The 14,454-nt window shown below is 64.4% G+C and carries 16 protein-coding genes; 6 read left to right on the plus strand and 10 right to left on the minus strand.

Annotated features, from left to right (window positions below; genetic code table 11):
- Positions 1 to 2 precede the first annotated feature (2 nt).
- Positions 3 to 1,226 carry a glucose-1-phosphate adenylyltransferase gene (gene glgC, locus E1H16_RS00685; protein ID WP_134321778.1) on the minus strand — a complete coding sequence of 408 codons (1,224 nt, stop codon included), beginning with the start codon at positions 1,224 to 1,226 and terminating at the stop codon, positions 3 to 5.
- Between the two features lie 101 nt (positions 1,227 to 1,327).
- On the opposite strand from glgC, the gene glgA reads away from it, so the two are divergent.
- On the plus strand, positions 1,328 to 2,494 hold the full coding sequence (gene glgA, locus E1H16_RS00690; RefSeq protein WP_134321779.1) for a glycogen synthase: 1,167 nt from the start codon (positions 1,328 to 1,330) through the stop codon (positions 2,492 to 2,494).
- Between the two features lie 234 nt (positions 2,495 to 2,728).
- On the opposite strand, the gene E1H16_RS00695 is transcribed toward glgA, so the two are convergent.
- Positions 2,729 to 2,896 carry a DUF3117 domain-containing protein gene (locus E1H16_RS00695; RefSeq protein WP_134321780.1) on the minus strand — a complete coding sequence of 56 codons (168 nt, stop codon included), beginning with the start codon at positions 2,894 to 2,896 and terminating at the stop codon, positions 2,729 to 2,731.
- A gap of 275 nt (positions 2,897 to 3,171) precedes the next feature.
- On the minus strand, positions 3,172 to 3,540 hold the full coding sequence (locus tag E1H16_RS00700; protein ID WP_134321781.1) for a DivIVA domain-containing protein: 369 nt from the start codon (positions 3,538 to 3,540) through the stop codon (positions 3,172 to 3,174).
- A gap of 45 nt (positions 3,541 to 3,585) precedes the next feature.
- Between E1H16_RS00700 and folP the strand changes: the two genes are divergently transcribed.
- Positions 3,586 to 4,449: a dihydropteroate synthase gene (gene folP, locus E1H16_RS00705; RefSeq protein ID WP_134321782.1), complete on the plus strand. Its 864-nt coding sequence runs from the start codon at positions 3,586 to 3,588 to the stop codon at positions 4,447 to 4,449.
- 89 nt (positions 4,450 to 4,538) lie between these two features.
- On the opposite strand, the gene E1H16_RS00710 is transcribed toward folP, so the two are convergent.
- A complete protein-coding gene (locus E1H16_RS00710; RefSeq protein ID WP_134321783.1) occupies positions 4,539 to 5,300 on the minus strand; it encodes an LOG family protein in 762 nt (253 codons plus the stop codon).
- 67 nt (positions 5,301 to 5,367) lie between these two features.
- On the opposite strand from E1H16_RS00710, the gene wrbA reads away from it, so the two are divergent.
- Together wrbA and E1H16_RS00720 are read left to right on the plus strand one after the other, a co-directional pair.
- Positions 5,368 to 6,057 (plus strand): NAD(P)H:quinone oxidoreductase, encoded by a 690-nt coding sequence (wrbA, locus tag E1H16_RS00715; protein ID WP_134321784.1) that lies wholly within the window; start codon positions 5,368 to 5,370, stop codon positions 6,055 to 6,057.
- Between the two features lie 18 nt (positions 6,058 to 6,075).
- On the plus strand, positions 6,076 to 6,480 hold the full coding sequence (locus E1H16_RS00720; RefSeq protein ID WP_134321785.1) for a lipocalin-like domain-containing protein: 405 nt from the start codon (positions 6,076 to 6,078) through the stop codon (positions 6,478 to 6,480).
- A gap of 133 nt (positions 6,481 to 6,613) precedes the next feature.
- Here the strand turns inward: E1H16_RS00720 and dapE are convergent, their stop codons facing one another.
- Positions 6,614 to 7,693, minus strand: coding sequence for a succinyl-diaminopimelate desuccinylase (gene dapE / locus E1H16_RS00725; protein ID WP_243837533.1), 1,080 nt, complete (start codon positions 7,691 to 7,693; stop codon positions 6,614 to 6,616).
- Positions 7,694 to 7,761: 68 nt separating this feature from the next.
- Between dapE and dapD the strand changes: the two genes are divergently transcribed.
- Positions 7,762 to 8,727 carry a 2,3,4,5-tetrahydropyridine-2,6-dicarboxylate N-succinyltransferase gene (gene dapD, locus E1H16_RS00730; RefSeq protein ID WP_134321787.1) on the plus strand — a complete coding sequence of 322 codons (966 nt, stop codon included), beginning with the start codon at positions 7,762 to 7,764 and terminating at the stop codon, positions 8,725 to 8,727.
- An 86-nt stretch (positions 8,728 to 8,813) separates the two neighbouring features.
- Here the strand turns inward: dapD and E1H16_RS00735 are convergent, their stop codons facing one another.
- From E1H16_RS00735 to E1H16_RS00755, 5 genes are all read right to left on the minus strand, one after another.
- Positions 8,814 to 9,635 carry an enoyl-CoA hydratase-related protein gene (locus tag E1H16_RS00735; RefSeq protein WP_134321788.1) on the minus strand — a complete coding sequence of 274 codons (822 nt, stop codon included), beginning with the start codon at positions 9,633 to 9,635 and terminating at the stop codon, positions 8,814 to 8,816.
- A 94-nt stretch (positions 9,636 to 9,729) separates the two neighbouring features.
- Positions 9,730 to 10,551 carry an enoyl-CoA hydratase-related protein gene (locus tag E1H16_RS00740; RefSeq protein ID WP_134321789.1) on the minus strand — a complete coding sequence of 274 codons (822 nt, stop codon included), beginning with the start codon at positions 10,549 to 10,551 and terminating at the stop codon, positions 9,730 to 9,732.
- A gap of 49 nt (positions 10,552 to 10,600) precedes the next feature.
- The gene (gene dapC / locus E1H16_RS00745) at positions 10,601 to 11,695 is read right to left on the minus strand and encodes a succinyldiaminopimelate transaminase (RefSeq protein ID WP_134321790.1); all 1,095 of its coding nucleotides are present in this window, start codon (positions 11,693 to 11,695) and stop codon (positions 10,601 to 10,603) included.
- A gap of 7 nt (positions 11,696 to 11,702) precedes the next feature.
- The gene (fdxA, locus tag E1H16_RS00750) at positions 11,703 to 12,023 is read right to left on the minus strand and encodes a ferredoxin (protein ID WP_134321791.1); all 321 of its coding nucleotides are present in this window, start codon (positions 12,021 to 12,023) and stop codon (positions 11,703 to 11,705) included.
- A 59-nt stretch (positions 12,024 to 12,082) separates the two neighbouring features.
- Positions 12,083 to 12,547, minus strand: a complete 465-nt coding sequence (locus tag E1H16_RS00755) for a hypothetical protein (RefSeq protein ID WP_134321792.1) — start codon at positions 12,545 to 12,547, stop codon at positions 12,083 to 12,085.
- A 227-nt stretch (positions 12,548 to 12,774) separates the two neighbouring features.
- On the opposite strand from E1H16_RS00755, the gene E1H16_RS00760 reads away from it, so the two are divergent.
- The gene (locus tag E1H16_RS00760; protein ID WP_134321793.1) at positions 12,775 to 14,373 is read left to right on the plus strand and encodes an ABC transporter substrate-binding protein; all 1,599 of its coding nucleotides are present in this window, start codon (positions 12,775 to 12,777) and stop codon (positions 14,371 to 14,373) included.
- Positions 14,374 to 14,454 lie beyond the last annotated feature (81 nt).

The raw sequence follows: 14,454 nt of genomic DNA on the forward strand, positions 1-14,454 counted from the left end.
GCTTAGCGCTCGACCACGACGTCCTTGCCGATCACCACGACGCCGGACTCGGTCACGTGGTACTTCTCGCGGTCCCGCGCCAAGTCGACGCCGACGTGTACGCCGTCCGGCACCACCACGTTCTTGTCCAGAATCGCGCGGCGGACGATCGATCCCTTGCCGATTTGAACGTTGTCCAGCAGCACGCACCCGTCGACGAGCGCTCCCTCGAATACCCGTACATCCATCCCGAGCACGGACCCGCGTACCGTCGCGCCCGCGACGATCGACCCCGCCGCAACCATTGATTCGGTCGCCAACCCACCGAGCACGAACTTCGCCGGGGGTCGCTTGGCCGACGACGTCAGCAGCGGCCAGTCCGTGTTGTAAAGGTTGAAGATCGGGTGTACCGAGACGAGGTCCATGTGCGCGTCGTAGTAGGAATCCAAGGTGCCGACATCACGCCAATATCCGCGATCGCGTTCGGTGGCACCGGGAACCTTGTTGTCCGCGAAGTCGTAGACATACGCCGTTCCGTCGGACGTCAGCATCGGAATGATGTTGCCGCCCATATCGTGCAGGCTGGATTCGTCGGCCGCGTCACGATCGAGTGCCTCCACGAGCGCCTCCGTGGTGAACACGTAATTGCCCATTGATGCGAACGTCGCGTTCGGGTCGTCCGGCAGGCCCGGCGGGTCGGCGGGCTTTTCCAGGAACTGGGTGATCTTGCGTCCCGACTCGTCGGTGTCAATCACGCCGAACGCACTAGCCTGCTCGCGCGGCACCCGAATACCTGCGACGGTCACGGCAGCACCGGACTCGATGTGCTGCGCCACCATCTGCGACGGATCCATCCGGTACACGTGGTCGGCGCCGAACACCACGACGTAGTCCGGGCGCTCGTCACGGATCAGATTCATCGACTGATAGATCGCGTCGGCACTGCCGGTGAACCAGCGCGGCCCGCGGCGTTGCTGCGCGGGCACCGGCGTGACGTAATTGCCGGTGAGCGTGGACATCCGCCAGGTCTGGGTGATGTGCCGATCGAGCGAGTGCGATTTGTACTGCGTCAGCACGCATAGCCGGCGGTAGCCGCCGTTGACCAGGTTCGACAGCACGAAATCGACCAGGCGATACGACCCGCCGAAAGGCACCGCAGGTTTGGCCCGGTCGGTCGTCAACGGCATCAGCCGTTTGCCCTCGCCACCTGCTAGAACGATCCCCAAGACCTTCGGATTAGCCGCCACAAGATGACCCTAACGCGCGGCAGGTCACATCAGCACCAATTGCTCATGAACAAGTCTTCGGAGCCTCGTCGCGGCTCGGCAGCGCGGGCTAATGTCGAGGGATGCGTATCGGTATCCTCACCCGCGAATATCCACCGTTCGTGTACGGCGGGGCCGGCGTACACGTCGACTTCCTAGTCCGCGAACTAACGAAACTCGCCGATGTGCAGGTGTACTGCACCGGTGCGGAACGCGACGGCGCGAGCACGTTTCCCGAGTTGGTCCCAGGCTCTGCCGACGCCAACCCGGCGCTACAGGTCATCGCCGCGGACGTCGCGATGGTGGCGGCATTGGCTGACCGCGAAGTGCTGCACTCACACACCTGGTACGCGAATCTCGCCGGACACCTGGGCAAGTTGCTGTACGGCGTACCGCACGTGATCACGGCGCATTCGCTCGAACCGTTGCGTCCGTGGAAAGCCGAGCAACTCGGCGGCGGCTACCGGCTGTCGTCGTGGGTGGAGAAGACCGCGTACGAGGCCGCCGACGCGATCGTGGCAGTCAGCAACGGGATGCGCCGGGACATCCTGGCCGCCTATCCGGAGGTGGATCCGGACCGGGTGCACACGATCTACAACGGCATCGACACCGAGCTCTACTACCCTGATCCGGCTACCGACGTACTCGAACGGATCGGCGTTGACCTGAGCAAGCCTTACGTCACCTTCGTTGGGCGGATCACGCGACAGAAGGGCGTGCCGCACTTGTTGAGCGCGGCCAAAGACCTCGAACCCGGCACTCAGATCGTGCTCCTGGCCGGCGCCGCTGACACTCCAGAGTTAGCGGCGGAGACCGACGCGCTACTAGCGGAATTGAACGCGCAGCGCGACGGGGTCTTCCTGGTCAGCGAGATGCTGCCCCGCGAGGAGGTTCGGCAGGTCCTCAGTCACGCGCGAGTGTTCGTTTGCCCGTCGATCTACGAGCCGCTAGGCATCGTGAACCTGGAGGCGATGGCGTGTCAGACGGCGGTGGTTGCCTCGGACGTCGGTGGTATCCCTGAAGTGGTCATGCACGGCGAAACGGGTCTGCTGGTGCAGTACGACCCGCAGCAGCCGGGTCAGTTCGAGGCCGGGCTGGCATCGGCGATCAACCAGTTGGTCGCTGACGAGCAGCTATGCGACGACTTCGGCCGCTCCGGCCGCGGGCGCGCGGTCGGCGATTTCGGCTGGGACCGGATCGCCGCCCAGGTGCGTGACCTCTACGAGGCGGTACGCCGCACCGCGGGGTGAGTGCGACTGCGGGGTGAGTGCGTGTATCCCGGGGCGAGTTGGAGTGAGACTCCGACCCGGTGCGGACGCGCGACCGGGGTGAGTAGGCGCGAGACTGCGCCGCGCTGCGGAAGTACGCGTACTGCGGGTTGAACTGGCGCGAAGCGAAACGAGGGGCGGTCCGGCCAACGCCGTCCGCCCCTCGGTGAAATTCTGAGCTAACTATTCAATAGTGCGATGTGCGGTACTGCGCGATTAGTCGACAATCGGCTTGAGCGCCTCGGCGAGCGCCTGCGCCTCATCGGGGGTCATCTCGACCACGAGCCGGCCGCCACCCTCGAGCGGCACGCGCATGACGATGCCGCGACCTTCCTTGGTCACCTCGAGCGGACCCTCGCCAGTACGAGGCTTCATGGCCGCCATAATCTCCTCCTTCACAGCCGCCGAATGAGCACCGGCGTCTGCTGTCATAGAGCCCGAGGGGCTCGCGGATATGACTTCACTTCTCGCCAGGAAACGATGAGACGTGAGTTACAGCAATTATCCCTAACCGACCGACGCCGCTGTCATCGGGGTCACGCATGCTCATCCATAGCCGCGCGGATGCCACCCACAGCGCACATCAACCGCCCAAGTGAGGTCGGTCGGCGGGCCCGAGGGCTGCCCCTGATACGCCGTGACGCTCGATGAACCTGGAACTAGGCTGGATCACTCGGGCGGGCCTCCCTAGCGTCGCCGTCGGGCTGCAGCGCACCAAAGCGCTCGCTGGGCAGATCACCGTGCTCGCTGGACAGATCCCGGCGCTCGCTGCCCAGGTCGTGCCCAAGTTGACGCGCCATCCGTTCGATGAGCGCGTCAACATCGCTCATCCGATAGCCGCGGGCGACCACCGGGAGTTCCAGGGCCCGCAGGTCATCTGCTGTGAGGTCACGATCAACAGGTAGATGCGTACCCCGCTCCGTGCTTGCCTGCTCAGGGCGCTCTCCGGGACCGAACACGGCAGTCGCCACGAAGAACAGCAGGACCGCGACCGCCGCGATTCCCAGTACCACCCACACAAGGTCCATCACGCTCCCGATACTTTCATGCACAGCGTTCGAAGGGGATCACGTATGCACTTCCGGCTCGGTAGTCGTTCCTTCGCCGATGGCGACCTCGCGGTCATGGCGATAATCAACCGCACCCCTGACTCGTTCTATGACCGTGGAGAGACGTTCGCGCTGCAACCTGCCATCGACAAAGCGCGGCGCGTGATCGACGAGGGCGCCGACATCGTGGACATCGGTGGAGTCAAGGCCGGACCGGGCACCGAGGTGACCGCTTCGGAGGAGATCGACCGGGTCGGGCCCGTCGTACAAGCCGTTCGGTCACATCATCGCGAAGCGGTGATCAGCGTGGACACCTACCGCGCCGAGGTAGCCGAGGAAGTAGTCCGCCTGGGGTGCGATCTGATCAACGATTCCTGGGGCGGCGCTGATCCGGGACTCGTCGATGTAGCGGCACGTACCGGCGCGGCGCTCGTGTGTTCGCACGTGGGTGGACTCGCCCCGAGGACCGATCCGCATCGCGTGGCGTACGACGATGTCGTCGCGGACGTCGTACGGACCGTCACCGATCTGGCCGAACGGGCGGTCGCGGCCGGCGTACGCCGCGATGGGATCCTGATCGATCCGTGCCATGACTTTGCGAAGAACACCTATCACTCGCTGAGCGTCACTCGGCGTTTGGACGAACTGGCCGCAACCGGGTGGCCGGTGCTGGTGGCGCTGTCCAACAAGGACTTCGTCGGCGAATCACTGGATCTGCCGACTGCCGAGCGGCTCCCGGGCACGCTCGCTGCGACCGTGTTCTCGGCGATGCAAGGAGCACAGGTGTTCCGCGCGCACAACGTGGCGCAGACGCGACAGGCGCTGGACATGCTCGCGGTGATCCGCGGCGATTTGCCGCCCAAAAAGACCCTGCGCGCGCTGGTCTGACCTCGGCGTACCGGCATTGGGCTGAGGACGGCTCGCGCGTTGAGCGTGCCGCTCAACGCGCGGAAGTCCGCTGCTGCAGCGCGGTGGCCCTACCGTTCGCAGTGCCCGCGCAGCACCTCGATGACCTCCTGCGGCTCGTCCACGATGTGCAGCAGGTCGAGGTCTCCCGGGCTGATCCGCTTGTCGCGAGCCATCGTCTCGCGCAACCACGCCACCAGCCCTCCCCAGTAATCACTACCGACCAGAATCACCGGGAATCGGGTGATCTTTCGGGTCTGCACGAGCGTGAGCGCCTCGAACAATTCGTCCATCGTGCCGAACCCGCCCGGCAGAATCACGAACGCCTGGGAGTACTTCACGAACATCGTCTTGCGGACGAAGAAGTACCGGAAGTTCACGCCCAGGTCGACCCACGGGTTCAGCCCCTGTTCGAACGGCAACTCGATCCCCAGGCCGATGCTGAGCCCACCGGCCTCTTGCGCCCCCTTATTCGCTGCCTCCATGATTCCCGGGCCGCCGCCAGTAATCACGCCGTAGCCTTCCTCGACGATCAGCCGCGCGGTCTGCTCAGCGACCGTGTAGTCCCGCTCGTCTGGTTTGGTCCGCGCCGAACCAAATACCGAGACGCACGACGGCACTTCGGACAGCAGCCCGAACCCCTCGACGAACTCCGATTGGATTCGCAACACTCGCCACGGGTCCGTGTGCACCCAGTCGCTCGGGCCTCGGCTATCAAGCAACCGTTGATCAGTCGTACTGGGTGTGACCTGCTCACGTCGCAGGGTCACCGGGCCACGCTGGCGTTCTACGACGGCCGACTGCGGGTCACGATCTGGATCAACGGATGTCATACGCTCAACCGTAATGGCGCGGCGACCGGCCGATGTCGACGGACCCGGTGAAGGTGGGGCGTAGCGGATGCGTGACGAGGACCAGCGGCATACGACGATGCTGTCTCAGCAGTCAGCTCCCCGCCGGCTCGACGCGGATCCGTTGAAAGTCGCGGTTGTCTATTACTCAGCGACCGGCACCGTGCATCAACTGGCGCAATCGGTCGCGGACGGCGCGCGCGATGCCGGTGGCAGCGTCCGGGTCGTGCGGGTTGCTGAGACCGTCACCCGTGAGGTTGTCGAGCGAAATCCCCTGTGGGCCCGGCATCTGGATTCCGCTGGAAGCGTTCCGGTGGCTTCACTCAACGACGTACGGGCTGCTGACGTCGTGCTGATCGGATCTCCGACCCGCTTTGGACACGTCGCCTCCCAGCTGCAGGCATTCATCGACACCTGGGGTGAGTTGTGGGGGCAGAACGCCTTCCAGGACAAGGTGTTTGCAGCGTTCACGGCGTCTGCGACGAATCACGGCGGCCAAGAAACTACATTGATGTCGATCTATACAATGGTGTGCCACCTCGGCGGCATCATTGTTCCACCGGGTTACACCGACCCGGCGCAATTCGAAACCGGCAATCCTTATGGCGCTTCGAGCGTCTCGCACAATGGGCAGTTGCCGCCTACCGAAGCCGACCTGCGGTCGGCATACATCGTCGGCCACCGCGCCACCACGGTCGCGCGGGATCTACGCGCTGGCCAAGCAGTCAACCTCGACTAATCACCTGGAGAGAATTCGATGGAATCTTTGATCGGCGCATGGCGTCTGGTGTCCTCGCGCACGCATCGCGACGACGAATCCTGGGCGGTGTTCGGGGAGCCTCCGGCCGGACAGTTGCAGTACACCTCCGATGGCCGAATGTCCGGATTCCTGATGGATCCGGCATGGGCGCAGCGCGGTGACCAGGTCGCCGACGGCCTGACCGAGTTCTTCTCGTACGCCGGAACCTGGAGCGTCGAGGACGACCTCGTGCACCACCACGTCGAGATGGCCTCGCACCCGAAACGGATCGGCGAGGAGTTTTACCGTCGGGCCCGGTTCATCAATGCCGATGAGTTGGAGTTGACCACGATTCCGGAGACGTCGAAGTCGGGCAAGACCTACCAGACGGTGCTGCTGTGGCGGCGCGTCGCCGCGGACTGACTTTTCCGCCCGCACCACCGTTCGTCGACCCGGGTTAGGTACGCGCAGACCAGTCTCATCCCACGCCAAGGTCAGCGAGAACGACCTCCCGGCGCGCAACGACGTAGCCGTCGCGCACAATGCGGCAGAAGCGTTAGTGCGGCGTGGTGAGGTAGCGCCGGAGGACCTGCTCTGACTCCTCGATGAGCGCAATCTGCGCCGATTCCTCGGGTTTGTGCGCGAGCCCCGGATCGCCGGGGCCGTAATTGATCGCGGGGATCTTAAAGGCGCTGAACCGCGAAACGTCCGTCCATCCGTACTTCGCCGTCACCGGCGACCCGACCGCCTGCACGAACTGTTGCATCACCGGGTCAGTCAGCGCCGGCTTCGCCGCGGTCGCGTGGTCGGTGATCTCAATGTCGTAACCGTCGAAGAACTCGCGGAAATACGCCTCCGCCTCGGACGCCGAACGGTGCGGCGCATATCGGAAGTTCACTTCCACGCTCGCCTCGTCCGGGATCACGTTGCCGGCCACGCCACCGTTGATTCGCACCGCATTCAGTCCTTCGCGGTATTCAATTCCGTCGATGACGTGCCGCTGCGGCGCGTACGCATGTAACCGCGTCAAGATATCGCCGAGTTTGTGGATTGCGTTGTCGCCGAGCCATGCGCGAGCGGCGTGCGCGCGGGTTCCAGACACGTTGACCCGCGCGCGCATCGTGCCCTGACAGCCGGCTTCCAGGGCCCCACCGGTCGGCTCCATCACTATCGCGAGTTCGCCGTACAACCACTGACGATACTCGCGGGCGATGCGGCCCAGCCCGTTCTTCACCGCGGCGACCTCTTCGTTGTCATAGAAGATGAATGTCAGGTCGTACGCCGGGTCCGGCACCGTCGCCGCCAGTCGCAGCATCACCGCATCGCCGGCCTTCATATCGGATGTACCGCAACCAAAGATTCGATCGCCCTCGATCCGGCTGGGCAGGTTGTCTGCGACGGGCACCGTGTCGAGGTGACCGGCGAAGACAACACGTCGATCGCGACCTAATTCGGTGCGCGCGAGCACTGCGTCGCCGCATCGGATGACCTCGAAACGGCCGAGGGCGCGCAACTCACGTTCCACTGCATCGGCTAGTGGCTTCTCGTTGCCGGACACCGATTCGATATCCACGAGCGCGCCGGTCAACGAGACGACGTCCTGGGTGAGGTCGAGGGCAGGCGCGAGATCAGTCACCTGCCGAGGGTACCGAAGCGCTAGTAACCTACTGGTGCAGCCGTCCCGCTCAACACCTGGAGAGAACTGTGCCCGTATCCACCGCCGCCGCATCCGCCGTCGGTCTGGCCACCATCGCCTCGGATTCGTCCGTACTGGATGTGTGGTTCCCCTCCCCCGGACTGGTCGACAGCGCCGAATCGGGCACTCTCGAGCTGAGCGCCAAGGACGTGCCCACCGAGCATGGCGACCTGCTTGACCTCGTTGGCGAGGACGACGCCCGCGGCGTACGCCTCGTCATCGTGCGGACCTCAATCGCTTCGCTGGCCGAGGAACCCGCCGACGCGTACGACGCATACCTGCGTCTGCACCTGCTCTCGCATCGCGCGATCAAACCGCACGAGGCGAATATGAACGGCATCTTCGGCAAGTTGACGAACGTGGTGTGGACCAACTTCGGTCCGTGCGCGGTCGATGGGTTCACCGGCGTACGCGCGAAGTTGCGCCGCCGCGGCGCGGTCACCGTGTACGGCGTCGACAAGTTCCCGCGCATGGTCGATTACGTCGTCCCCAGTGGCGTTCGGATCGCCGATGCCGACCGCGTTCGCCTGGGAGCTCACCTCGCCGAAGGCACGACCGTGATGCATGAGGGTTTCGTGAACTTCAACGCCGGCACGCTCGGCAATGCGATGGTCGAGGGACGAATCAGCGCTGGCGTCGTCGTGGGTAAAGCTTCCGACGTCGGCGGTGGCGCCTCGATCATGGGCACGCTGTCCGGCGGCGGCAAGGAAACGATTTCGGTCGGCGAACGCTGCCTGATCGGCGCGAACGGCGGAATCGGGATTTCGCTCGGCGACGACTGCGTGGTGGAGGCCGGGTGCTACGTCACCGCCGGCACGAAGGTCACGCTCCCGGACGGGTCCACCAAACGCGGCTCAGAGCTGTCCGGGCAGCACGGCATCCTGTTCATCCGCAACAGCGTGACCGGCGCGATCGAAGCTCGACCTCGTGAGGGTCAGGGCATCGTGCTGAATGACGCACTGCACGCCAACTAGGCCGCCGCACGCCCGGCCCATGAAGACAGTTCTGCGGCGGTCTAGGCAAGGCTACGAAAGCCGCCTGGACCGCCGCAGAATCGTATTCATCGGCGGAAAACGGGCTTCCGCTTCTCCACGAACGCGGCCACAGCCTCACGATGATCATCAGTCACACCGCACTCCAGATGCCGCTGCACCTCCGCGTGCATCGACGCATCCAAATCAACGACCGACGCCTCAGCAAGATTCGCCTTCATCCGCGAGAAACACCCACGCGGACCATCGGCCAACGTCTTGGCCAACTCGAAAGCCTTGTCGGGCAACTCATCGAGTTCAACCACCCAATTCAACAGGCCCAGGCGCACCAACTCTTCGGAGCGCACCCGATCATTGAAGAAGATCAACTCGCGGGCCTTCGCAGGTCCGACGATCTGGTTGAGCAACCACGTCACGCCGTAGTCCCCCGATAAGCCGATCCCGCCGAATGCCGTGGCCATCACGCTCTTCGGCGTACCGACCCGTACGTCGGCAGCCAGCGCGAACCCCAGTCCGCCGCCGGCCGCGGCGCCCGAGATCGCAGCTATCACTGGTTTTCCGAAGCTATACAGTCGTCCAACGGTCGCTCGTTGGTTGCGGCGCTGGGAATCGACCCGCGCCGGGTCGACCTCGCCAGAAGGCCCGCCTTCGCCGCCCTTGGCGTTGAATCCCTTCACATCTCCACCGGAGCAGAAGGCCTTTCCCGCGCCGGTGATGATCACCGCGCCGACCTCTGCGGACGACTCCCAGTCCTCCAGCAGGGGCGGCATCGCGTCCATCATGGTGCCAGTCATCGCGTTCAGCGATTCGGGCCGATTCAGCGTCATGATCCCGACGCCGTCACGCACCTCAGCCAGCAGTTCGTTCGTACCCGTGTCGATCGTTGTCATCTTCTCCCCATCCACCGTCGTGCACCGCCACCTAGTGCTGCGGTGGTTTAGGACTGGCTATCGTCGCCACGCCTAAACCACCGCAGCATCGCCACTACCGGCGGAAAACCGGCTTGCGCTTCTCCACGAACGCGGCCACAGCCTCACGATGATCGTCGGTGACTCCACACTCCAGGTGCCGCTGCACCTCGGCGTGCATCGAGGCATCTAGATCCACGATGGACGCCTCGGCGAGATTCGCCTTCATCCGCGAGAAGCAACCCCGCGGACCGTCGGCCAGCGTCTTCGCCAGCTCGAAGGCCTTCGCTTCGAGTTCGTCTACGCCGACGACCCAGTTCAGCAGGCCCAACTCCAGCAGTTCCTCGCCGCGCACCCGGTCGTTGTAGAAGGACAACTGGCGGGCCTTTGCCGGGCCGACGATCTGGTTGAGCAACCACGTCACGCCGTAGTCCCCCGATAAGCCGACTCCGCCGAACGCGGTCGCCATCACGCTCTTCGGCGTGCCGATCCGTACGTCTGCCGAGAGCGCGAATCCCAGACCGGCGCCGGCCGCCGCGCCGGGAATCGATCCGATCACCGGCTTGGGGTAGCGATAGATTCGCCCCACGGTGGCCTGTTGGTTGCGCCGCTGCGCATCGACGCGTGCGGGATCGACCTCGCCGGTCGCACCGCCTTCGCCGCCGCGCTCATTGAAGCCCTTGACGTCACCGCCGGCGCAGAAGGCGCCGCCAGCGCCGGTAATGATGACGGCGCCGACATCATCGGAGTCCTCCCAATCGGCGAGTAGGTCGGCGAGTCCGTCCATCATCGCGGTACTCATCGCATTGCGAGCCTCCGGACGATTGAACGTCAAGGTGCCTACGCCGTCGCGCACGTCTGCGAGCAGCTCCGTCGTACCGGTGTCGGTCTTAGCCATTCGAATCCCACCTCGTTATTTGGTTCACACGATGTGGGTCAGTCTGCCATTACGAGGTGAGGCGGCTCACGGCCTGTTCGATCGCGTGATCGCTCGCGGTGAGGGCGACGCGTACATGTTGAGCGCCCGCCGCGCCGTAGAAACTGCCCGGCGCAACGAGGATTCCTCGCTCTGCGAGGTACCCCACTGTGTCCCAGCACCCCTCTCCGCGGGTCGCCCACAGATACAGTCCGGCGTCCGAGTGATCGATGGTGAAGCCAGCCTGCAGCAAGGTGGCGCGCAGCGACTCTCGGCGTGCCCGGTAGAGCTCACGCTGCACCGCGACATGCTCATCGTCGCCGTACGCCGCGATCATCGCCATCTGGACCGGCCGCGGCACCAGAAAGCCGAGATGCTTACGGGTCTCGGTGAGTCGCTTCACGACCGCGGGGTCACCTGCGACGAAACCGCCACGCAACCCAGCGAAGTTCGACCGTTTGGACAACGAGTGCACGGCCAGCAGTCCGTCGAAAGACCCCTGGCACACGTCTGGGTGCAGCACCGAGAGTGGGACCTCATCGGTCCAGGGCAGATCGATGTAGCACTCGTCGCTGGCCAGCAGTACGCCGCGGCGCCGGGACTCGTCGACCATCTTCCGCAGGTGCTCAATGCCGAGCACCCGACCGGTCGGGTTCGACGGCGAATTGATCCAGGTAAGCGCGAGACGTTGCGGCCCAACTCGCGTGTAGCCGTCGGCGGGGATCGTCGACGCGCCCACGAACGACGCCGAAACCTCGTACGTCGGGTACGCGAGTTCGGGAATCATCATCGTGTCGCCCGAACCGATGCCCAGCAGCGTCGGAAGCGTTCCGACGAACTCTTTGGTGCCGATCACCGGCAGCACCATCTCAGGTGTCAGCCCGGTAATGCTGTATCGGCGTTCGCATGCCTCGACGATTGTCTCGCGCAGACCAGGAATACCGATCGTCGGCGGATAGCCCGGTGAGTTCGCCGATTCGCGTACAGCGTCCTGCACAACCTCGGGCGTCGCGTCAATCGGCGTGCCGACCGACAGGTCGACGATCCCGTCCGGATGGGACCGGGCCGTATCGCCGTACGGCGCGAGTGTGTCCCAGGGAAACTCGGGAAGGTTGATCTCCCGCATCGGCGGGCTACTCGGCCTGCGGCGGCAGCGCTGCGACGACGGGATGGTCCTTCGCCTGCTTGCCCACCTTCGACGCACCGCCGGGCGAGCCGAGCTCGTTGAAGAACTCCACGTTCACGTCGTAATACTGCTGCCACTCCTCGGGGACGTCGTCCTCGTAGTAGATGGCCTCTACTGGGCATACCGGTTCGCAGGCACCGCAGTCGACGCACTCATCCGGATGGATGTAGAGCATCCGATCGCCCTCATAAATGCAGTCGACGGGGCATTCTTCGACACACGCCTTGTCGAGCACATCAACGCACGGCAGCGCGATTACGTAGGTCACGGATGTTCCTCTCCACGGTACGACTCGGCCCTGGCCAGGCCGCCCGATAATACTAGTCCTCAGGTTTCCTCGCCTCGCCGCGTACGCCGCATCGCGGGGCTGGAAAACACGATGCCGAGTACGGCGCCCAGCGCGCCGAGGCCGAGGTACGCCACGCCGACCCCGCTGGAGTGGCTGTTGCCGGAGATCAGCAGGTCCCCGTCGCCGGTCGGCGAGGATGCGACCAGGGCAATGACTGCCCAGAGGGCGGCCGGCAAGAAGCGGGCAACTACCCAGCCGGTACCGGCGTAGAGCAAGCGCGGTAGCAGGAAATTCGCAGCGAGCGCGATCGCGGGCGCGATCGGAATCAAGAAACCACCGGGGGCGTGCAGCGGGATCAGGATGACGCCGAGCACGGCTGTCAGCAGCGCGACCAGTCCCCACACAACGAGGTTGCCTATTCGGGCGACAGTCTCGGCGGGTTTGGCCGACTTCGTAGCGCCAGGAGCATCCGTCGTCTGCGCATCCGAGGTCTGCTTGTTCACGGTCCACAGCCTACTTGCCGCGCCGAGTACGGCCGATGCGGCGCGAAATCGCCCCGCCTTCGCCCCCGCCTCACGGCGGCAGCACCAACACGCATAGCGTTTACATAATGTCACTACCTATGTGGCTATTGTCACCACCCATATTTTGCCGCTAACGTTCCAGCGCAAGTCAGCGCGGCGATCGGCTCGCCCACAAGGGCGACTCGCCACGCGAAAGGCAGGAACTAATGGGCACACGACATGACCGACGCCTCCTGACCACCTCGACACTGGTGGCCATCGGAGCGCTCGCGCTTGCCGGATGCGGGGAGGCCCCCCAGGACCGTGAAACCAAGGCGACCTCCGACTACCCGACGTCGATCCCCCTTGATGAAGATTTCGATCCGAATGCAACCTTCCGCTGGGCCTATACGGCGTTTGCCACTGGCTGGGACCCGATCGATAGCACCAACGGCGCGGACATCAACTTCTGGGCGCCGGTCTACGACCGGCTGCTCGAGGAAAATCCCGAGGGCAACATCTTGCCGATGCTCGCGACCGCGTACACGCCGGCCGACGACCTCAAGAGCCTTACGCTGACCTTGCGTGAAGGACTGACCTTCAGCGATGGTGAGCCCTTCAATGCCGAAGCGGTCAAGTTCAACCTCGACCGCGCGATCGCACCGCCGAGCAACGTCGCGCTCGAACTGCCGATGATCACCTCGGTCGAGGTCATCGATGAGTACACGGTCAAGATCAATGTGGACGGCGGACTCGGGTCACTGCCGATGGCCCTGACCGCTCGCGGGGGCATCATGGTCTCCCCGAAGGCGGTGTCCTCGGACATCATCGACACCAAGCCCGTGGGTATCGGACCGTACCTCGCCACCGACATCGTCCCCGGCGATAACGTCACGTTCATCAAGTCCGAGGACTACTGGGAGCCGGACGCGCAGCGCGTGTCAAAGATGGAGTACCGCCTCATCGCCGACGATCAGGCCCGATACAACGCGCTCGTCGCCGGCGAGATCGACGGAACTCAGATCAATCCCGACCAGATCGTCGCCGCCGAGAAGGCCGGAATCGAGGTGACCGTAAAGCCATCGGTCAACTTCCTGTTCATCGCGCTGAACACTGAACTCGCGCCTTTCGACGATCCGGAAGTTCGCACCGCGCTGAGCATGGCGATCGATCGGCAGGCGATCGCCGACGGCGTGTACGACGGCCACTGCACGCCGAGCACCCAGATGTTCCAGCCGGGAAGTATCGCGTACGACGACAGCATCGGGGATGGCAGCGACGTCTACCCGTACGACCCGGAGGCCGCCAAGAAGATCTTGGAGGATGCGGGCGTCGACAACACCGAGTCATTCATCAACATCGCCCCGAACGTCACGATCTATACGAAGATCGCGGAGATCGTGCAGGACCAGTGGGACGCCATCGGCCTCACGTCCGAAGTCAAGCCCGCTCCCCCGGCGCAGGTCGTGCAGGAGTTCGGACTCGATATGACGGCGGACGTCGCTACCGCTATCTATCCGGGGGTGAATGATCCCAACTCGATCATCAACCAGCTCATCGCACCCAGCTCGCTGATGAATCCCGGGCACGCCGAATGGACCGAGTTACTGGATCTGGCCGCGGAGGCATCGTCCAGCCTGGACGATGACAAGCGCCAGGCCGGCTACCAGGCGTTCGCCGAGCAGTGGATGACCGAGACGACGAACATGATCCCGATCTGCCACGTACATCTGGCAACCGGCTTTGCCGACAATGTCTCGAATGTTGCGCAACCGATGAGTGGCGCGTCGAACCTGCGAGGCGTCGCGGTCAGTTCGGAGTCCTAACCAGTTCCGGTACCCCGGCCGCAGGTCGAGGACCTCCTAGTTCGACACCACAGCGGGCTTCCGTGCAGAAACGCTACGGAA

The sequence above is a fragment of the Cumulibacter soli genome (assembly GCF_004382795.1).
GTDB classification, from domain to species: Bacteria; Actinomycetota; Actinomycetes; order Mycobacteriales; family Antricoccaceae; genus Cumulibacter; species Cumulibacter soli.